Genomic DNA, 18,432 nt, shown 5'->3' with positions numbered 1-18,432 from the left:
CGCATTAGCTGCTACAAGGTTTTATAAAATAAAGAAACCGCCACCCGGCGGTTTCTTTATAACGTTTACCTAATAACGGCTTACTATAATTCTTGTCTATAAGAGACCTTGTCCATAATCAGCCATTTCCCGTCTAGCTTTATCAGGTTAAACCGGTCGATGAACCGAAAGGTGTCAAAAGTCAATTGTACGTGGGCAGATCCGGTGTCTCCATCCCAGGTATAGGAAAGGAGTTCGGGCTGGCATTCCTGTACGGTTGCTTTGGCAACGAGGTCAAGATATTGAGCCAGTGTCCACTGAACCAACTTTCCCTCGATGACAGTCCTGATGTATGCCTCCGGGTGAAACGCTCTACCGAGCCTTTCCATATCGATTACCGGGCGGCCCTGGAGATAGTCGTTAAGCGTAAGTTGGATCAAATTTTTTTCGTCTTCTACGTCGATTTTTTTTGCTAATGTTTCCATGGTTTTTTCTTTTTGGTTATAAATTAATCTAATTTCTTCTCAACTGTTAAGATACATCTTTCTCTGGAATGCAACAATAGCATCAGTAGCACGCAAATAGCCGCCTGCGCTACGGATGGAGTCTTTTATCTTTTCTATCGCCTGTTTGATTGATTCGCTTTCGAATACGGTGGTAACAGCCTCACGAAGCGCTTCAGCAGTGAAATTTGTACGGTCGGGAACAAGGCCGAGGTGCAAATCCTTTACCCGTTCTGCTGTTCTTACCTGTTCCTGTATGGATGGTAGCACCACCAACGGAACGCCGTAATACAGGCTTTCCATAGTGCTGTTCAAGCCACCGTGGGTAACGAAAACATCTACCTGTGGTAGTAGCGCAGTCTGAGGGATGGAAGGCTTTACAACAAAATTATCGGGAATAGGTGCCAGCGCAGATAAGTCGATCTGATCTCCCACGGACATGACTACACTCCATTCCTGTGCTGCAAAAGCCCGAAAACACATTCGGTAAAAATCAGGTTCATTATTTCGTAGCGTTCCCAGCGAAATATAGACCTTGATGACGGGTGTGTCATTGTTGGAGGCCACCGGCCAGGCCATTGGTGGCGGTTCTATAAAGGATGGCCCTACAAATAAAAAGCGTTCGTCAAATTGTGCGGCATCCACCTGAAAGGCTTTTGGTAGAAATACCAGCGTTAGTCCGGGTACTTCTGAAAACACTTCGGAAAGGGTAAGATCCGGAAGTTGGTATGATGTTGTGACGGATTTAATAGCTTGATGGGCAGCATCTGCAAGTGATTTGAAATTTGGATCGGTAAAAGTTTCCATCTTTTTTTGCTGCTCCCTGGCACTATGAAATGGCCGAAACCCGACCGTGGGTATTTGTAATATCCGTGCGGCAAGTCTGACCGACAGCAACATGGTATTGAAAACAATGCAGTCAGGTTGAATGCTTTTTAATTGCTCCACTATTTCCGGTACCACACGTGGCGATTCACGCGCCATTAAAAACGGTAAAAGCGCAATCTCTTTGTCCCCCGGTGGCGTTGTGTGTGGCGTTCGTGACGTGCCTGCTAATATAACCGGAATACCGCCTGCTTTTTTTATAGCATCAGCGAATGATTCGCCGATAAAATAGTAAACGGTATGTCCACGTTTGCTTAGCTCTGCCACAATCGGGAGCGTTGGGTTTATATGGCCATATGCGGAAACATTGAAAAAAGCGTAAGTGGGCATATCTTATAGTCCAATATGGGAGTGATATCTTTCCCAAATCTATATTAATTGTTCCAAAAAATATCCATTACGGGACACGTTTTGTCGCACTTATTCATTATTTAACCTGCCGTCCCAATTCAAATTTCTCTTACCGGCAGCCGCAAGCCGTGTGAAGCTGTTGCACAATTGTTTTCGGATGATCGGAGAATACATCCTGTTCCCAGTTTTTAAGGCCTATTTTGTCGAGGATAAGGAACATGCCCAGTCCTTCTTCCTGAGACCACTGGTTTCGTTTACGCCGCATTCCTTCTACCGCAGTGGCATAAGGAAATCCTGCACCAGCAGGATGCTGCAGCCAGTAAAAACCTGAAAACTGTCCCAGTCCTTCCATGGTAAGAAAGATGTCGTCCAGCTCCCGTAAAATAGTTTTGTCACCAGTGAAATAATTGATTTGCCGTTGGTGCAACAGTTGCAGCGCATCGCAGGTCAATTTTTTGGCGGTGCGCTGGTCCGGATGAAACGCCGCCTGGTAAAAAAGGTCGGTTTCTTTTTTCCATCTCTCCACATATACGCTGTCTTTTTGGAAAAGATGTTGAACGATATCATCTGAAAGCGGAGGATCGCGGAAAGGATGCTTTTGCTCAATAGCGGTTACCGTGGCGCCCATTCCTTGCTGTTGACGGGTATGCGCGAATTCATGTAAGAATACAGCGGTAATAAGCTTTTCCAGGCCCAATTCCTTGCTTTGTACGCCGGCGTTTTTCCAGAAGCCGGGAGCGGCCATGACGAAGAAGGGATGCCCCGTTGAATCTGATGCTGCAAAAGACATGAGCCCCAGTGGAACTGATTGCCCATCCGGGATGCGTAATGTTCCTTTGTGGGCGCCGGTATACCATTTCATTAGTTTCCCACCCGGGCCCGGAGCAGAGAAGGGTTGGTCGCTTGCTGCCAGGGAACTGGTAGTATAATACAACGAATCATCGTATAGGAAGATGGTCGGAATGGTAGGAGATGAACCGAATTTATTTTGACTAATAAAGTCCCAGGCAGCAAACCAGGCGGGTACACCGTTCATGCCCGGGGGAATAGATTGCGATTTAGCAGTGCTGCAGATTAACAGCATCAGCATGAAAATCGTGTTGCGCATAAGCATATATTATATTGTCAGGTAAGTGATTGTCGGGAGTGATTAGAAGAAGTAAAAGAGATTTAGTAAGAGCTGATGTTATAAATTTTTGTTTTGTAGTAAAGAGATGAAAGATAAGTAAAATTTCAAAATGAATATGACTACTCTTAGAAACGAATAATAGCAAAAGCAGCGTAATAGCATTCAAGACTGGTATTACGCTGCCGTTGTTATCATTTCCCCGGTAACATATTACTGACATCTACCGGAAAGGTGTCATATTTATTATACAGCTTCAGGAATTTTGTAGGGTCAATGGGTTGCTCGCTGAGGATATCCACCAGCCCGCGGAAGAAGCCTTCTCTTTTTTCTGCGGGGTTGAAGAGAAGGGTGAGCACTACCTGTTCATCAGTATCATTAGCAAAGCCGTGTGGGGTAAAACGTGGTACATACGCTACTGATCCGGGTTCCAGGTGATGTGTGTCTTCGCCGGCATATACGGTGAGCACGCCTTTGTTCACTATAAACGTTTCATCCATAAAACGGTGGTAATGTAGTTTGGCGCCAACAGTATGTGGGGGTAACGTGATCTCATATACGCCCAGCTGGCTGTTGGACATTTCGCTGGTCACTTTAAATACGAAGGAGGCTCCGCCTACTTCCAGACGTTCTCCTTTGCCGGCGTGATGTACAGTGGCTTTATTGTCGAGTTGGTCTTCCATGTAATCTATCTTTTTCATAAGTGTGTTGTTTTTATGAAGACAAAATTCCGGTAAGCCAACAGGAAAAACATTTACATATGTTGAGACTTTCAAAAAAAGTTATCGTTCCGCACGAATACGACTTAGTTGTGTGGGTGTAATGCCAAGATAGGAGGCTATTTCGTGCTGTTTCAGGCGGGGCTCCAGCGCAGGGAATTGTTCCAGAAAGGCGGCATACCGGCTTTTGGCGGTATCATAGCGTAGAGATATTTCCTGGGGTTCCTTTTCCAATACCCAGTGTATTTCCAGGTAGCGGATGTATAACGCTGCCAGATCAGGATAAATCGTTATCAGCTTTTTAAATTCATCGAATTGATATTCCAGCACGGTGGTGTTCTCTAACGCCCGGATCGTGAACTGGCTGGGGCTTTTAGTCAGCATAGCGCTCACAGATGCGGCCAGAAATGTTTCCRGGAAAAAACGTTTGATCACCACGTCTCCGTTAGGTGCGGTAAAGTACTGTGAGAAGAGGCCCTTCACTACAAATGCTACCAGTCGCGGAACCTGACCTTCCGCTACTAAAGTTTCATGGCGTTTATAGGTGCGGCTGGTAATGATATTTCCCCATGCCTGCCGGGTTTCGGCTGATAGCGGGTGATATATTGACACTTTTTCCCAGAAGTTGTTCATAGGCGTAAATGTAGAAACAAAAAGTCTTCAAGTCATGGGTGACAGAGGACTTTTTTTCGTTCACCCGTCGTATTGGGCGGGTAACTGCGGCTCTCCCGGGAGCCGCAGTTACTTTTTATCATACCGGCAGGTCGTAGCTGCGCAATTGGCCGTCGCCGGTAGTGAGCAACAGTTTGTTGTGCACCATCATCACGTTAATAATATTACTGCTGTAGTCAAAGATATAATCCGGGTTGGTAGTAGGATTGCCTTCCAGATCATAGGCTTTGAATTCAATTCCCTCGGGCATCACTTCTGCTTTGCAACGGAGGTCTTTTCTGTCGAGTAGCAGCAACCTGCCAAACTGAGAAACAATCAGAATATGGTGATCATCTACAAAAAATACGGTATAGTTGATATTATCCGGTTCGGCAGCTGGGTAGTCTTTACTGCCATCGAAAATAGCTACCTGATCCTGCTCTGCTATTTTAGCGATTTCAGGAAAGGAATAAATTTCCAATGGACCATCATAATGAGGCGCTGTCACAAATTCTTTTCCGGAGGGGGCAAAGTTGCCCAGGATTACATTCTCACATTGGGACAGTTCCGTCATGGAGATAGCGCCATTGTTCAGTTGTAACTGCATCTGGATCGTATCTTCCTGGCCGGCAGCCGCTTCTAACAGCAGGATATCCTTATCTGGTGTAGCATGAAAGGCATACGTGTATTGTTGGCTTTCCAGCAGGGGGAAAGAAGCCGTTACTTCAAAAGTAGCCACGTCCATCACTTGTACCTCATCTGTTTCATTTTCATCACCGGGCAATACGTACCAGATGTGTTTATTATCCTGGCTGAAATAGCAGGCGGCGCCCAGGAACCAGCCCCAGGAACCATGTTCTATGGTATGTAGTACTGTGTTTCCTTCTGCATCAAGAATACGTATATCGGTCATGCCTGCAATTGCCATCAGGCGGCCATCAGAAGAGGCCGACAGCTTACTGCTTACATAATTTGTATGTTTTCCCTGGATAATTTTCTCCCATACTATTTCCAGATTAGCATTCAGCTTTGTGATCAGCGGCTGACTGGCAAAGTTCATCAGGATCTCTCCATTCGGCAATGGTACTACGTTTACCGGGTTAGCAGTAAATGTTAACTGGTGCTTTAAAGGCAGGTTTATATGCGGAAATTGACTCATGTATTACGTTTGTACAGCCGCAAAGGTAAGGCACAAAGGATATTTCTGCCAACTTGTATCTATTAAAATAATCAGGAGCATCCGGTTATCCGGATGCTCCTGTCACTATACTATTTGCTTACTTACTATATTCATAGCTAATATTACCCTTAACAGTCGTCTGCGTACTACCAGGGCTGGTAGTGATGCTCGTAGACGCCACTTTTACCGGACGATTACCGCTGTTATATTCATAAGTATTCTTTTGCACCGTGATAATGGAGTCCTGTTTGCCATTATAAGTAACATATTGCGCCTTCCGGATTTCCAGCGGATTTTGATCGCTGAATACTACATGCTCATCGCCCTCCAGTAAATAACGCAGCAGTGAATGGGTGATGTAGGTAGGATGTTGATCAAAAGCGGCGACAGACAAATTAGATAATACCTTTGCGCCATCAGTCAGGACTTCCTTTTTAATGTTCTTCTGGTTCCAGGTGTAGGTGGCCACAAATTTCAGGTTAGTGCCACCACCGGCGGTTGTAGTCAGTGTAGTCAGATTGCCGCTGGCGTCATAGGCATATTTATTCTCTTCTTCCAAAGCACCTGTTTCCTGATCAGTACTTGTTTTCCGGGAGATATTACCTTTAGCATCCCACTCAAATTTTGTAGTTGATGACAGCTCGAATTTTCCTGCGGAGATGAAATCGGGCGTGTAGTTTAACACTTTTTGCAACTTACCGTTGCTGTCATAAACCACTGAATCTTTTGCGACTAACAGTTTGTTGGCATATTGAAGAATGACTAAAGGCAGACGTAGTTGGTTGTAACTGATCTGCATAACAAGTCCCTGGGCGCCCCCCATTTCAATGCGGGTAAGTAATCCGGGAGCAGGGGTGGCTGGTGTGTTGTTCCCGCCGTCACCATGACCATCTTCAGGCAGTGGTACTTTGTTGCAGGCTGATCCTGCTAATAGCGCAAGACCTAGTAGGGCCCCAGATAGCTTGGAAGCGTGCATGATTCGCTCCATGTTGCAATGTTTCATAAATTGTAGTTTAGGTTTTTACTGAGACAAATGGTTTGTTTAGTATGACAAGCTACCAGGGCATAGTACAAAACCGGGAGTGGTGTTCCTCCCTTGTTTGTGGTTTCCGATTTACAGGTGCAAAGAAAAAGAGAATATCTTCCCGTCTATATGAATTTTGATCATCTTACCGTAATTGCTGACTAATGTGCCGAAATACTATACGATCTGCACTAAAAGCATGTTATGTATTTGTGGTATCGCGTCCTTATATGGTTTTTTTTTACTTTTTTGCATTAAAATTGACTGATGCCCAAGCCATTCTTTTTGATAAAAACCTGGCCTGTCATCCTCATTATCTGGGCAATGGATATGGTGCTGACCTTTTTGCAGGTGCGTATGCAGGGACTTAATAACACGGAAGCATTTCAGCTGGGACTGATGGAATCCATTCCAGGTACGCTATGTACCTTTTTACTCTGTTACTGGTTGCTCCCATTTTTTATAAGGCAACGTAAAATGCTTTTGTTTGCGTTACTGGTCATCGTTGTTTGCTTCCTGACCAGCCTGATCACCGTGTATTTAAGTTTGCCGACTATATGTAATAGTGTGAGGAAGGTAATGGCGGTTCCACAGATGTGTGGTTTGCAATCCATGTTTCCCGGATACTTTATAGGGATGCTTTTTACCAGTGGCACTATCTGTGGTATCMTCTTTTACCAGGAGTATGCGAAAGCGGTGATCGACCACGAACAGCTCCGTACTACTCACCTGGAAGCAGAGCTGACGTTGCTGCGCGACCAGTTGAACCCACATTTCATGTTCAACATGATGAACAGCATCCATGTACTGATTGAAAAGGATGCCGGCCAGGCGGCAGACATGGTGCTGGAGTTTTCCGATATGTTGCGCTACCAGCTTTATGATACCTCTAAGCCGGTTGTATCGCTGCAACAGGAAGTGAACTACCTTCAGAACTATGTTAACGTAGAAAATAAACGGCGCTGTAATGAACTGGAAATAACCTGCCACTGGGATGCCAATCTGCCGCTGTACTATATTTCTCCGCTGATATTGACGCCTTTTGTAGAAAATGCTTTCAAACATATATCACAGTTTACTGACCGGCCTAACTTTATCAGTATAGATCTTTTACTGGAAGAGCAGACCCTGTTTTTCATTGTCAAAAACAGTAAAGAGCCCGGTTCGGACGCGCCCGAAATAATTCCCCGCTCCAAAGGAATAGGACTGGTTAACTTGCGGAAACGATTAGCCCTCTTATACCCCGGCCAGCACACACTTAGCGTAGAAGACACCGGCGACGTGTTTTTTGCTTATCTGGAAATGACAATCAATGTTATCTGATAAAAACTGCTTATGGAAATTAAATGTATCATTGTCGACGATGAAGCACTTGCCCGGGAAGGATTAAAAAAGTATATCCAAACATTTGACTTTCTGTCATTGGTAGCTGCCTGCAATAATGTAGCATCGGCACGCGAAACGCTGGAAACCACCCCTGTAGACCTGATGTTCCTCGATATCAATATGCCCAAAATGRGTGGGCTGCATCTGCTGGAAACATTGTCCACGCCGCCCATGACGATCCTGGTGACCGCTTATCTGGATTACGCACTGGATGGTTTCCGGCTCAATGTACTGGACTATCTGCTAAAACCACTTTCCCTGCAACGCTTTACCCAATCGGTGCTAAAGGCCCAGGATTATTTTAGCGCCCGCCAGCAGCCGGTGGTACCTGCTAATCAGCCAGTGCAGGACTACATCTTTGTAAAACATAAACAGGTATACGAAAAAGTGATGTTGTCAGATATCCTCTTCGTGGAGAGTATGCAGAACTATGTATTGATCCAAACAATTCATACTAAAATTATCGCTTACCTGACGTTTAAAAATGTAGAGCAACAATTGCCGGCAGATAGTTTTCTGCGAATACATAAATCGTATATAGTGAATCTGCATCAGATAAGTAAGCTCGATAGCAATATGGTACAGGCAGGAGGGCATACACTGCCGGTAAGTCGCAGTCAGCGCGACTTATTAATGCAGGTAGTCAATAAACGGTTACTGAGTAAATAAATAGGATAGAGGAGGAATATCAGATAGATGATCACCTGGGGATGTCTCTTTAGTATTCCCGTTTAACCAAAATGTTCCTGCATCTTTTTCTCTCCTCTGGCAGTAACAACAATGGCCCTCGATTGATGTGTTCTTCTTATCCAGTCGTCCGCCAGCATCAGGTCCAGTAAAGCGGCGCCGAGAGCACCTGCAATATGATAACGCCGCTCTGTCCAGTCGAGACAAGGTCTTAAAAAAATGCGCCGTTGTTGCCTGAGTTCCGGTAAATTAATGCCCAGCTGTCCCATATATTTCTCTCCTTTGGAACTTAGCTCAAAGAGGTCTGCTTTCTGGAGGAGCATCCGTTGTTTCAATAAGCTATCCGCAATGGAAACGCCTATTTTTCCTGCGAGGTGATCATAACATGTTCTGCAATGTGCAATAGCGGCATTATGCTGATGGCTGACCATCTTTTTTTGTTTCTCATTGGGAATAAGATGGGCAATAGCTTCAATAGCATACGCCACTTCCTGCCTGGAAAACCGGTAATACCGGTGCCTGCCTTGTTTTTCCGCTATCAGTAAATCTGCCTGTATGAGTTTCCCCAGGTGCATGCTGATATTCTGAGGAGATGTATTGGTGCTGATGGCCAGCTCAGTAGCAGTATACGCCCTGCCATCCAGCAATGTCCATAAAATGACTGCCCTTACCGGGTCCCCAATCAAGGAAGCAATTTGACCAATTTGTGTTTCCATCAGCATTCATAGTTAAGTACTAAATGAAGTATTAAAGGTAGCGTTTAATCACCTTTAGTGTCTAAAATAAGTATATGAAAAAAGTTATCCTTTTACTGACCTTTTTATTCTATCAGCACATTACACAAGCACAATTAAAAGATACCATGCATATGAACAGTTATCCTATTCTAAAAACCGCCAGCCATATTCCGGGGTTAAATCTGGCGTTACTGGAGGCAAAGCCTTCCGTACTATCAAATGATTACCCGGTATTGTTTATACACGGCGCTTCGTTTCCATCGGCGCTTGCCGCTGGATTCCGGATGAGTCATGCTTCCTGGATGGATCATTTAAAGGAAAACGGTTTCCATGTTTTTGCCCTGGACTTTTTAGGCTACGGTTACGCCGACCGCTATCCKGAAATGTTGACCAACACCACTACAGATGCACCTCCGGGCAGGGCCGTCAGCGTTTATCAGGATATAGCGAAAGCAGTGGACTTTATTTTACAGCAAACAGGGAAAAACAAAGTCTATTTAATAGGTCATTCCTGGGGCGGATCTGTGGCAGCCTTGTACGCATCGAAGTATCCGGATAAAATTGCAAAGCTGGTTTTATTTGCCGCTATCACCGCCAGACCGGATACTGCTACCTGGGAAAAAATAATGCAGCCATATGAATCGCTGACGCCTGCACAACGTATTACGCTTATGAAAGAGGGCACGCCTGCCGGAGAAGCGTGCMGCCTCGCGCCGGAAATCTTCGATACCTGGGGAACTGCCTGGTTGCAATCTGATCCGCTTGCCGCAAAATTCCACTCGGATAGTGTACGGTTTCCAGCCGGCCCCTTTATGGATATCGCGGCACTATCACATAACGATGCCTACTATGATCCCAAAGAAATAAGGGTGCCCACACTGATTATCCGGGGAGAATGGGATGATTATCCCAGTAACCAGGACGCAGAAAAACTATTCTCTTCCCTCAAAAATGCGCCCGGTAAGAAATACGTAGTGATTGAAAAAGGAACGCATGTGATGCATCTGGAGGAAAGCCGATTGCAATTGCAAACGGAGGTGACTCATTTCCTACAGGAAGGAAAGCAGCCCAACCAACACGCCATCGCCGTTATTTTTGAAGTAACGCCCGCTGATGGGCACAAACAGGAATACCTGGACATCGCAGCTGCGCTTAAACCAGAACTGGAGAAGATAAAGGGATTCATTTCTATTGAGCGATTCCAGAGTATTTATCATCCGGAGAAGATATTGTCTTTGTCTTTCTGGACAGATGAAAAAGCCATTGAAGCATGGCGAAATATGGAAATGCATCGCGCAGCGCAGTTAAAAGGGCGGGAGTCTGTGTTTAAAGACTATCGCCTGCGGGTAGCACAAGTGATACGGGACTATGGCATGTTTGACCGGCGGGAAGTGCCGGCGGATAGCCAGTCTTTTCATGGGAAGAAGTAAGTGATCAATTAAAGCGTGAAGCATCTGCTATCCACGTAGGTGCTTTACGCTTTAATTGATAAAAGGAAATTAGTAGAAATCAGTTATAAATTTTCCAGAGTGCCGGATAAAGTTGTGGCAGATCTTCTTCTTCCCAGTCGGTTCCTTTGGTAGGAGGAGCGCCGTGATCATAGTCCAGTCCTTTGCTATATGCAACGTCACGGGGGAGATTTTCATCATCTTCTGCTACACCACTTTTTTGCAGATAAGCCTCGTCAGCAACATAGAGAAGACTCTCAAAGTCCGGAAAGGTGGATTGATCAACAAAAGCAGCGATGTCGTCAGGACTTTCCAGCGCGATATCAAATATTTTTTTGCCGCTGCCAATTAGCCAGCATCTAAAATATATGTAAGAATCGTCGCTCACATAGCCATCCATAATTTTCAGAATCCCCATTACTTTATAGTCATCGAGTTCATTGATTAACTCTCTTAAAATGATTTCGAACTGAACAATATCATCTAAGGAAAACGCCAAAAGTAATTTTTGAATTTCATTTTCCTGTTGTTCTGATGCTACTAGCAAGGATTTCTCAATGATTTCCCAGAAGGTCTTTCTTTCCATGATCATCTATATTTCTTTGTTGTCGAATGTAGGAAATATTTTTAGGGGTTGTTAAATGTAAGACAGACGGATTTACAAAACATAGTGTAATTTTTTTATCATTGTATATGGAAAATACAACTATTACGGCCAGGGATCTCCTTTATAAAATACTCGATTACGGACATTTATGGAATGGCCCCGACAGGATTGACAGCAAACCAGCCCAAACCAGGCTGGATCAGATACGGGTATTAGCAGAAGCATTTGGGGTTTCAAAGAAATCGGTGAATCCGTTAAAAATGATGCAACTGATGATGGCAGGAAAGCAGCAGGATAAACTATTTAAAAAAGTATACCGATTTTCAGTATTTATCTCTAGGGGAATTCACACAAGATAAGCCGGCTGAATTGTATAAAGGATTACAGGATAAAGCACTTGCATTAGTGCTTCCTGATTACTCCGATTTATCTGACAGTCGTTTAAAACGTTTTGATGTTCGTTGGTTGTTCCAGAATCTGTTCGGGTATAGGCAAGAGATCTATAATGCCACTTTTCCCGTTACCGGAATGTTGGAGGGATTTTCTGTAGCACTGCATTATGGCTGGTTTTTACAGCATAAATTAAATTCAGTTATTAAGGAAAACATCACTGAAATAGATGATACACTTTGTACCATCCTGGACCCTGAGAACAGGGTTTTTGACAAGGAATTGATTAAGTATCAGGATGTAGATATAGATCGGATTGACCGCGAATGGGAGATGGAAAACTATTGATGTATATTCAAACTAATATGGAAGATAATATTGATTTTTTGCTGACGCTACGCAAGCATGGGTGGACTGATTTTTTGCTTGACATTAATGGCGTAAGTCATAGGATTGTTATATCGAGTGTATTGAGCAGCCCTATGTACGACATCACAAATATGTTGCTGGCATTATTAAATAATGAAGATGAAATCATCCTGGAATGGTTTGAAGAGCCCGGCTGGAGTATCCTTCGGGTAACAAGAGAAAAAACCGAACGGCATATCATCTCTATGGAATTAGGGAGCGCCGACGATCAGTACGGTGCCGGCTATAAAAAAATAGTAACCTTTGAAATTCAACTGAAGCAACTGCTGGTGACGCTATTTTATCAGCTGAAAAAAGCATACCATTTGTTGACGCAGAAAGGTTTTGCGAAAGAACGGGAAGAAGAGTTTCCCTATGAACGTTATCGTATATTGCTGGAGAAAATTAAGGTAGATTTTCCAGGTATTTTATAAATATTTTTTAGAGATGTAGTTGTTTTCATTTGCAGGGAATACATTAAATCCGAAGATTTAGCTGGCTTTAATCCATCATTTAAATAATCAATGAACACAGTGCTATCAGGTATCGATATATTACTGGCGCATCCACCTGCATGGAAAAACAGCAGGATTGGTTTGGTAACAAATCATGCTGCTTGTACGGTAAATTTCAAACCTGTGCGGCAGGCATTGCTGGAAGCGGGTTTCGGGGTCACCCGATTATTTTCTCCGGAACATGGCCTGGATACAACTGGTGTAGATGGAGCTGAAATGAAGGATGAAACCGATCTGTTAACAGGTCTTCCGGTTACAAGTCTGTATGGTGGTAAGCTGGCGCCTGATCAAACAGATCTGGCGGAGTTAGACATCGTACTATTTGATATCCCCGATATCGGTTGCCGCTTCTATACCTATCTATGGACGATGACCCATGTAATGGAAGCCTGCGCGCTACATGGTAAGCAGTTGGTCATCGCCGACAGGCCCAATCCTTTATCAGGTAGGTTAAATCTGGCAGAAGGTCCATTGCTGGATGAACAGCATTGCAGTAGCTTTATAGGCAGATGGAGTATTCCCATCAGGCATAGCTGCACACTGGCGGAGTTGGCGTTGTATTTTAAATCAACCCGGAATAACGGGATCTTACACGAAAATACGCTCCGGTTAGAGATCATCCATTGTCACAACTGGGAGCGGAGTTTATTCTATCCGCAATGGGCGTCTTCCTTTGTGCCTACTTCTCCGGCTATACCAGATTTTGAGTCAGCATTACTATACCCAGGCCTGGGATTGCTGGAGGCCACTAATGTGAGCGAGGGGAGAGGAACCGCAACCCCATTCCGCGTGGCGGGCGCTCCCTGGATGGATGGTACCCACACGGCTATACGTTTAAATGAATTATATCCCGAAGGTGCATTGGCCCGGCCGATCCATTTTAAGCCGGCAGAAGGAAAGTATGCGGGGCAAAAATGTCAGGGAATCATGGTGCATGTAACTGATCCGGCTGTTTTCAAACCGGTGGCATATGGCTGGTTACTGATTCGTCTTATTCAACAGCTGCATCCTGATTCCTTTGCCTGGGCATCTTACCCTACCTATGTAAATCATAGCGGGGGCCGGCATCTTGATCTGCTAACAGGATTAAGAGAGGCGGAGGCTCTGGTGTTGGGGGGAGGCCAAAACGGGAATGAAGACATTCCCCGCTATACGAATCCGGAGGATTGGCAGGAGCGGATCATGCCTTATTTACTGTATTAGTATTTCCTGTCTAAAAATCATAAACATATACTTCCACCCGGCTGGTCATTTCCCACGGTAGATAATTACATGGTTATTTGATTGTTTTTTTAATAGTTTTCCTCGGACACTGATGTTAATCTAACAGATGCATAGGCTTGTAAGTTCCTATTTTTCTGGAGACCTTGAATTTCTTTTGCCTTTTCAGTTTTACATTCCCAAGTTCCCATACAGGGATAGCTACGGTAAGCACAGCAAGTACCAGGGCTATAATCCAGTAAATTATTATACAGAATTTCAGTAAAGAAAAATTGGATAAAAAACTACTGATAGAGAATAGAAATAAATCTGGTTGCAGATTTTTTAAACTATATAAGAGATAACCTAAAGTAGACGCCATCGTTCCAATAATAGCGATACAAACAAAAATTGATTTATCAATTCCCGTATGAGAAGTTTCTATATAATCAGATGGAAGCCGTTTACTTATTATTTCCGGAGGTAGCTCATCTGCGGTAATAGTGAAGATAAATGGATCATATGGCAAAAATTCAAAGAATTGAGGAGATAGAAACCTCTTTTCAATTCCCTCTTTGGTTCCCATTTGTCTGGGTATATTGCCTTTTATGAGAAGTTTGGCAATGAAATACTCTCCCGAGTTCAACAAAGGAAAATTAAATTCGACTTCAAATCCATTGTTATTTTGAATGACCTCCAGGTTTACCTGTCGTCCACCGGGCTCAATACTTAAAATATTAGCATCTAGTACTACCGCTTTGTCTGGTATTTTAAGCGTCAACGGTTTTATAATATCTTTTATGGAATAATCACCGTCATTGGCTATGATGAACTGCACCTGGTAAAGGCTTTCTACTTTCTGACCCGCGTAGTCAACGACTAGTTTTTGCTTGATATCGGGAGCTATGTCTGTTAATATTTCGCTTAAAAAGTCTACGAAACAAGAGATCTGCTTCTTTTTAATACTTTTTTTGTAATAAAACCGACTTACACAAAATGAAATGAATCCGCCAAAAATTATTCCTGCCAAAGTACCTAGAAATGTATCCATTTATTTTTTATGCTAAATAACGCTTGAATAGTATTTTGATTCGTGTGATCGGTATTATAAGAATTGGATTAACGAATTGATAACATAAGTGAACAATTGCTGTATCAAAAACGTACACGTTTTATTTATATTTATCTATATATAATTGATTATATGAAAATTAAGTAAGTGGCATTTTTCTTGGCGCCTTGCCCGTCGTTCTTGCTCAACTTTAATATTTCACCTGTTATGTTGAAAAACTATTTGAAAACCGCCTGGCAAAATTTACGTAATAATAAGTCCTATGTTGCCATTAATAGTATTGGGTTAGCAGTAGGCATTGCTGCCTGTTTGCTTATCTATTTACTCATTCAATATGAAACCAGCTTTGATAATTTTCATCAAAATAAGGAGCGCATTTTTAGAGTGGTATCGGCCGTAAAAACGCCGGAAGGGATGAATTATTCGAAAGCCAGCGCTTTTCCGGTAGCCGATGCTTTGCGGCTCGACTATCCCCAACTGGAACACGTGGCCCGTATATATGGAAGAGAGAATAGACAAATTACTGTGCCGAATGATAAAGGAAACGCGTCGCAGAAAAAGTTTAAGGAGAATGTATTCTTTGCGGAGCCCGAATTTTTCGACCTATTCAATTTCCCTTTCGTGGAAGGAAACCCGAAAACGGCTTTGTCGGAGCCCAATACTGCAGTACTGACGCAGGCAACAGCCAATAGATATTTCGGCGACTGGCATACCGCCGTAGGCAAATTCATTCAACAGGAAGGACAGCTCTGTAGAGTTACGGGCATCCTAAAGGATATTCCTGCCAATACAGATTTCCCTCTGGGCGTAGTGTTTTCTTTTAAAAGCGCCAATCACGAAGATATGTTAACCGATTGGGCGGGCCTCGACGGATCATTAAACACCTTCCTCGTACTCCCGAAAAATACCACTGCCTCCCAGTTTAACAATGACCTCAGCACTTTTGTAAAGAAACATAGCCCAGTTGAATATGCTAATCAGGGCTATATATTACAGCCATTGAATGGAATACACTACGAAGGCGAGTTTGGTACTTACAGACGTAGTACATTCAGCAAAGAATTGATTACTGCCTTAAGTTTAATCGGCCTGTTTCTGTTGCTGGTAGCCTGTATAAATTTTATCAACCTGGCAACAGCACAGTCAGTAAGTCGCTCAAAAGAAGTAGGGATCAGAAAAGTATTGGGTAGTAGTAAACAACAATTAGTGATGCAATTCCTGAATGAAACATTGCTAATTACCATGTGTTCCGTTGTGATGGCAGTTTTGCTCGCGTATATAACATTGCCGTTTTTGAATGATCTATTACAAACACCACTGGAAATACAACCCGGTTTTTCTTTGATAACATTCTTATGTAGTGTATTGATAGCTGTTACGCTGTTATCCGGTATATATCCAGCAATGGTACTATCAGGATTTGACCCCATTACTGCACTGAAAAGTAAATTTACCAGCAACAAAGTAGGTGGAGTTGCGGTAAGAAAAGTGTTGGTGGTTTTTCAGTTTGCAACAACACAGGCGTTAATAATGGGGACGTTAGTTGTTGTAAGCCAGATGAACTTTTTCCATAATGCGCCGATGGGTTTCGACAAAGCCGCCATCGTTACAGTGCCCATGGCAAATGATGGCGCTCCGAAGTCCAAAATGGATGCACTAAAGCTGGAACTATTACAACAGACCGGAATAGAAAATGTGAGTTTAAGCGCGTTCAGTCCGATAGATAAAGCAGGATGGGACAGTGATTTTAAATTCGATAATGCCTCGAAGAAATCAGGCTTCAAAACCGAGTTTAAATGGGCAGACGCAGACTACTTCAACACCTATCATATTCAGTTTATTGGCGGTGCGCCCTATCAACGCGCTGATTCCGTCAATGGATTTGTGATAAATGAGCTGATGATGAAAAAATTAGGATTTCATCATCCTGAAGACATCATCGGGAAAAAAATAACTTTTTTTGATGGTGATATGGTGGCGCCTATTGTGGGGGTAGTAAAGAATTTTAACGGCAATTCATTGAAAACAGAAATGACACCTATCGTACTGGGTTCTTTCAAAATGGTGTATCGGTTAATTAATATTAAAATACAACCGCAACGTACAAAAGAAGCCCTGGCCACCATTGAGCGGATTTGGACGAAAGCCTATCCCGATTTTATTTTTGAGTACGAGTTTATGGATGATAAGATTGCCAGCTTTTACGAACAGGAAAATCAGCTCTCTCAATTGTATAAGGTATTTGCGGGCATCGCTATATTTATTTCCTGTCTTGGTTTGTACGGCTTTGTTACGTTTATGGTAATACGACGTACCAAAGAAGTAGGTGTGAGGAAAGTACTGGGGGCTTCCGTTGCAAATATTGTTTATCTGATCTCTAAAGAATTTACTGTACTTATTGGTATAGCATTTTTAATCGCGGCCCCGCTGGCTTATTACTTCATGCATCAATGGTTACAGCACTTCGCCTATAGAATACATATTGGTGTAGGTCTCTTCTTATCTACTATTTTGATAGCAGAGATGATTGCGTGGCTCACGGTGGGGTACCGGGCAGTAAAAGCAGCAGTAGCGAATCCGGTGAAGAGTTTGAAGATGGAATAAGATATTGTGTTATCTTGGATTGGAATTACTCATTATCAAATTGTACGGGTAGTTCAATATAACCTATGTGGTACAAGCTATATTTGTTAACTGGTCTTATTTTATTGGTGATATCATTAAGCCTGTTAAAGCAGACTATTAATTTCATCGGTAAAAGTGAAAAAGCCATTGGCACAGTCGTTTCATTGGAAGCAGATGACGGAGCCTATTCTCCTGTTTTTGAAATAAAAATAAAAGAACATCTCCCGGTCGTTTATGAACTTCCCGCGGCCAGTAATCCTCCGGCATGGGATATAAGAGAACAGGCCACTTTTTTGTATGATCGGGAGAACCCGGAAGAAGTCCGGATGATGAGTTATTTCTGGCTCTTCAACTGGACCATAGTCCTGATGGCACTTGCCATTCCTTTATTGATTGTTGGCGGAGGATATTTTATTCTCCAGCCACGAATAAAGGAGGTCAATGAAAGTTATTTCTAAAGCAATCAGGAAAATCTAAGCAGATGATTATTTATTCCATTTTTATCATCGTTGGTAGTTTGTTGTTGGCCGCTGCCATAGCGGGGATGAAGAACAGGCTGGCCTTTTTAAAGAAAGGAGAACGGGTGGAGGGAACTGTTGTTGAATTGGAAAAGAGAGAAGATGAGGACGGAGCGTTTTACTATCCCGTTTTTGAGATTTATACCAGTCAGCGGAAAAAAATTACGTATAAGCATACAGGTGGGTCGGCATTTCCGACATGGAAGATTGGTGCCACCAGAAATTTTGTCTTCATTCCGGGCAAGCCCGAAACAGTATGGCATCTTAGCTATGGGAAGTTCTTTGCGTGGCCATTAACCCTGATGGTGCTAGGAGCAGATCTGTTGGTAATTGGTACCGGCTATTTTCTTTTGAGCGGATATTTTAATGGCTGAGCGATATTCATTTTCCTCCAGATTTCGTACATTAGTAACAGGCTAAA

At 43.3% G+C, this 18,432-nt stretch carries 20 protein-coding genes; 10 read left to right on the top strand and 10 right to left on the bottom strand.

Annotation, left to right across the window (positions count from 1 at the left end):
- Positions 1 to 83: 83 nt before the first annotated feature.
- The 7 genes from AC1DFM_RS24410 to AC1DFM_RS24380 form a co-directional block, all read right to left on the bottom strand.
- Positions 84 to 464: a nuclear transport factor 2 family protein gene (locus tag AC1DFM_RS24410; protein ID WP_477079386.1), complete on the bottom strand. Its 381-nt coding sequence runs from the start codon at positions 462 to 464 to the stop codon at positions 84 to 86.
- A gap of 39 nt (positions 465 to 503) precedes the next feature.
- A complete protein-coding gene (locus tag AC1DFM_RS24405) occupies positions 504 to 1,697 on the bottom strand; it encodes a macrolide family glycosyltransferase (RefSeq protein ID WP_477079385.1) in 1,194 nt (397 codons plus the stop codon).
- A 130-nt stretch (positions 1,698 to 1,827) separates the two neighbouring features.
- Positions 1,828 to 2,826 (bottom strand): hypothetical protein, encoded by a 999-nt coding sequence (locus AC1DFM_RS24400; RefSeq protein ID WP_477079384.1) that lies wholly within the window; start codon positions 2,824 to 2,826, stop codon positions 1,828 to 1,830.
- Positions 2,827 to 3,038: 212 nt separating this feature from the next.
- Positions 3,039 to 3,545 carry a cupin domain-containing protein gene (locus AC1DFM_RS24395; protein WP_477079383.1) on the bottom strand — a complete coding sequence of 169 codons (507 nt, stop codon included), beginning with the start codon at positions 3,543 to 3,545 and terminating at the stop codon, positions 3,039 to 3,041.
- A gap of 81 nt (positions 3,546 to 3,626) precedes the next feature.
- The gene (locus tag AC1DFM_RS24390; RefSeq protein ID WP_477079382.1) at positions 3,627 to 4,196 is read right to left on the bottom strand and encodes a Crp/Fnr family transcriptional regulator; all 570 of its coding nucleotides are present in this window, start codon (positions 4,194 to 4,196) and stop codon (positions 3,627 to 3,629) included.
- Between the two features lie 118 nt (positions 4,197 to 4,314).
- The gene (locus AC1DFM_RS24385) at positions 4,315 to 5,373 is read right to left on the bottom strand and encodes a hypothetical protein (RefSeq protein WP_477079381.1); all 1,059 of its coding nucleotides are present in this window, start codon (positions 5,371 to 5,373) and stop codon (positions 4,315 to 4,317) included.
- 118 nt (positions 5,374 to 5,491) lie between these two features.
- Positions 5,492 to 6,397, bottom strand: a complete 906-nt coding sequence (locus AC1DFM_RS24380; RefSeq protein ID WP_477079380.1) for a hypothetical protein — start codon at positions 6,395 to 6,397, stop codon at positions 5,492 to 5,494.
- A gap of 288 nt (positions 6,398 to 6,685) precedes the next feature.
- Between AC1DFM_RS24380 and AC1DFM_RS24375 the strand changes: the two genes are divergently transcribed.
- Both AC1DFM_RS24375 and AC1DFM_RS24370 read left to right on the top strand, forming a co-directional pair.
- Positions 6,686 to 7,741, top strand: coding sequence for a sensor histidine kinase (locus tag AC1DFM_RS24375; RefSeq protein ID WP_477079379.1), 1,056 nt, complete (start codon positions 6,686 to 6,688; stop codon positions 7,739 to 7,741).
- 12 nt (positions 7,742 to 7,753) lie between these two features.
- On the top strand, positions 7,754 to 8,473 hold the full coding sequence (locus AC1DFM_RS24370) for a LytR/AlgR family response regulator transcription factor (RefSeq protein WP_477079378.1): 720 nt from the start codon (positions 7,754 to 7,756) through the stop codon (positions 8,471 to 8,473).
- A 62-nt stretch (positions 8,474 to 8,535) separates the two neighbouring features.
- Here AC1DFM_RS24370 and AC1DFM_RS24365 read toward each other — a convergent pair whose 3' ends face one another.
- A complete protein-coding gene (locus AC1DFM_RS24365) occupies positions 8,536 to 9,207 on the bottom strand; it encodes an ArsR/SmtB family transcription factor (RefSeq protein WP_477079377.1) in 672 nt (223 codons plus the stop codon).
- A 74-nt stretch (positions 9,208 to 9,281) separates the two neighbouring features.
- Between AC1DFM_RS24365 and AC1DFM_RS24360 the strand changes: the two genes are divergently transcribed.
- Positions 9,282 to 10,658, top strand: a complete 1,377-nt coding sequence (locus tag AC1DFM_RS24360) for an alpha/beta fold hydrolase (RefSeq protein WP_477079376.1) — start codon at positions 9,282 to 9,284, stop codon at positions 10,656 to 10,658.
- Positions 10,659 to 10,737: 79 nt separating this feature from the next.
- On the opposite strand, the gene AC1DFM_RS24355 is transcribed toward AC1DFM_RS24360, so the two are convergent.
- Complete coding sequence (locus AC1DFM_RS24355; protein ID WP_477079375.1) at positions 10,738 to 11,262, bottom strand: DUF4240 domain-containing protein; 525 nt, start codon at positions 11,260 to 11,262, stop codon at positions 10,738 to 10,740.
- Positions 11,263 to 11,369: 107 nt separating this feature from the next.
- Here AC1DFM_RS24355 and AC1DFM_RS24350 point away from each other — a divergent pair, with 107 nt between their 5' ends.
- The 4 genes from AC1DFM_RS24350 (at position 11,370) to AC1DFM_RS24335 (ending at position 13,799) form a co-directional block, all read left to right on the top strand.
- Positions 11,370 to 11,642: a hypothetical protein gene (locus AC1DFM_RS24350; protein ID WP_477079374.1), complete on the top strand. Its 273-nt coding sequence runs from the start codon at positions 11,370 to 11,372 to the stop codon at positions 11,640 to 11,642.
- Positions 11,643 to 11,652: 10 nt separating this feature from the next.
- Entirely contained in the window at positions 11,653 to 12,021 is a 369-nt protein-coding gene (locus AC1DFM_RS24345) for a hypothetical protein (protein WP_477079373.1), read from the top strand.
- Between the two features lie 134 nt (positions 12,022 to 12,155).
- Positions 12,156 to 12,515 (top strand): hypothetical protein, encoded by a 360-nt coding sequence (locus tag AC1DFM_RS24340; protein ID WP_477079372.1) that lies wholly within the window; start codon positions 12,156 to 12,158, stop codon positions 12,513 to 12,515.
- Positions 12,516 to 12,605: 90 nt separating this feature from the next.
- Positions 12,606 to 13,799, top strand: a complete 1,194-nt coding sequence (locus tag AC1DFM_RS24335; RefSeq protein ID WP_477079371.1) for an exo-beta-N-acetylmuramidase NamZ family protein — start codon at positions 12,606 to 12,608, stop codon at positions 13,797 to 13,799.
- A gap of 115 nt (positions 13,800 to 13,914) precedes the next feature.
- On the opposite strand, the gene AC1DFM_RS24330 is transcribed toward AC1DFM_RS24335, so the two are convergent.
- Positions 13,915 to 14,847 (bottom strand): hypothetical protein, encoded by a 933-nt coding sequence (locus AC1DFM_RS24330; RefSeq protein ID WP_477079370.1) that lies wholly within the window; start codon positions 14,845 to 14,847, stop codon positions 13,915 to 13,917.
- A gap of 228 nt (positions 14,848 to 15,075) precedes the next feature.
- Between AC1DFM_RS24330 and AC1DFM_RS24325 the strand changes: the two genes are divergently transcribed.
- From AC1DFM_RS24325 to AC1DFM_RS24315, 3 genes are all read left to right on the top strand, one after another.
- On the top strand, positions 15,076 to 17,472 hold the full coding sequence (locus AC1DFM_RS24325; protein ID WP_477079369.1) for an ABC transporter permease: 2,397 nt from the start codon (positions 15,076 to 15,078) through the stop codon (positions 17,470 to 17,472).
- 65 nt (positions 17,473 to 17,537) lie between these two features.
- Complete coding sequence (locus tag AC1DFM_RS24320) at positions 17,538 to 17,951, top strand: hypothetical protein (RefSeq protein ID WP_477079368.1); 414 nt, start codon at positions 17,538 to 17,540, stop codon at positions 17,949 to 17,951.
- A 23-nt stretch (positions 17,952 to 17,974) separates the two neighbouring features.
- Entirely contained in the window at positions 17,975 to 18,385 is a 411-nt protein-coding gene (locus AC1DFM_RS24315; protein ID WP_477079367.1) for a hypothetical protein, read from the top strand.
- Positions 18,386 to 18,432: the final 47 nt, after the last annotated feature.

The organism is Chitinophaga sp. 05T412 (genome assembly GCF_056396465.1).
This window is presented reverse-complemented; position numbering and strand designations above follow the sequence as displayed.

Coding starts and splice junctions, on each gene's coding strand:
- AC1DFM_RS24410 (WP_477079386.1), bottom strand. CDS start 464: ATGGAAACATTAGCAAAAAAAATCGACGTAGAAGACGAAAAAAATTTG.
- AC1DFM_RS24405 (WP_477079385.1), bottom strand. CDS start 1,697: ATGCCCACTTACGCTTTTTTCAATGTTTCCGCATATGGCCATATAAAC.
- AC1DFM_RS24400 (WP_477079384.1), bottom strand. CDS start 2,826: ATGCGCAACACGATTTTCATGCTGATGCTGTTAATCTGCAGCACTGCT.
- AC1DFM_RS24395 (WP_477079383.1), bottom strand. CDS start 3,545: ATGAAAAAGATAGATTACATGGAAGACCAACTCGACAATAAAGCCACT.
- AC1DFM_RS24385 (WP_477079381.1), bottom strand. CDS start 5,373: ATGAGTCAATTTCCGCATATAAACCTGCCTTTAAAGCACCAGTTAACA.
- AC1DFM_RS24380 (WP_477079380.1), bottom strand. CDS start 6,397: ATGAAACATTGCAACATGGAGCGAATCATGCACGCTTCCAAGCTATCT.
- AC1DFM_RS24365 (WP_477079377.1), bottom strand. CDS start 9,207: ATGGAAACACAAATTGGTCAAATTGCTTCCTTGATTGGGGACCCGGTA.
- AC1DFM_RS24355 (WP_477079375.1), bottom strand. CDS start 11,262: ATGGAAAGAAAGACCTTCTGGGAAATCATTGAGAAATCCTTGCTAGTA.
- AC1DFM_RS24350 (WP_477079374.1), top strand. CDS start 11,370: ATGGAAAATACAACTATTACGGCCAGGGATCTCCTTTATAAAATACTC.
- AC1DFM_RS24340 (WP_477079372.1), top strand. CDS start 12,156: ATGTACGACATCACAAATATGTTGCTGGCATTATTAAATAATGAAGAT.
- AC1DFM_RS24335 (WP_477079371.1), top strand. CDS start 12,606: ATGAACACAGTGCTATCAGGTATCGATATATTACTGGCGCATCCACCT.
- AC1DFM_RS24330 (WP_477079370.1), bottom strand. CDS start 14,847: ATGGATACATTTCTAGGTACTTTGGCAGGAATAATTTTTGGCGGATTC.
- AC1DFM_RS24325 (WP_477079369.1), top strand. CDS start 15,076: ATGTTGAAAAACTATTTGAAAACCGCCTGGCAAAATTTACGTAATAAT.
- AC1DFM_RS24320 (WP_477079368.1), top strand. CDS start 17,538: ATGTGGTACAAGCTATATTTGTTAACTGGTCTTATTTTATTGGTGATA.
- AC1DFM_RS24315 (WP_477079367.1), top strand. CDS start 17,975: ATGATTATTTATTCCATTTTTATCATCGTTGGTAGTTTGTTGTTGGCC.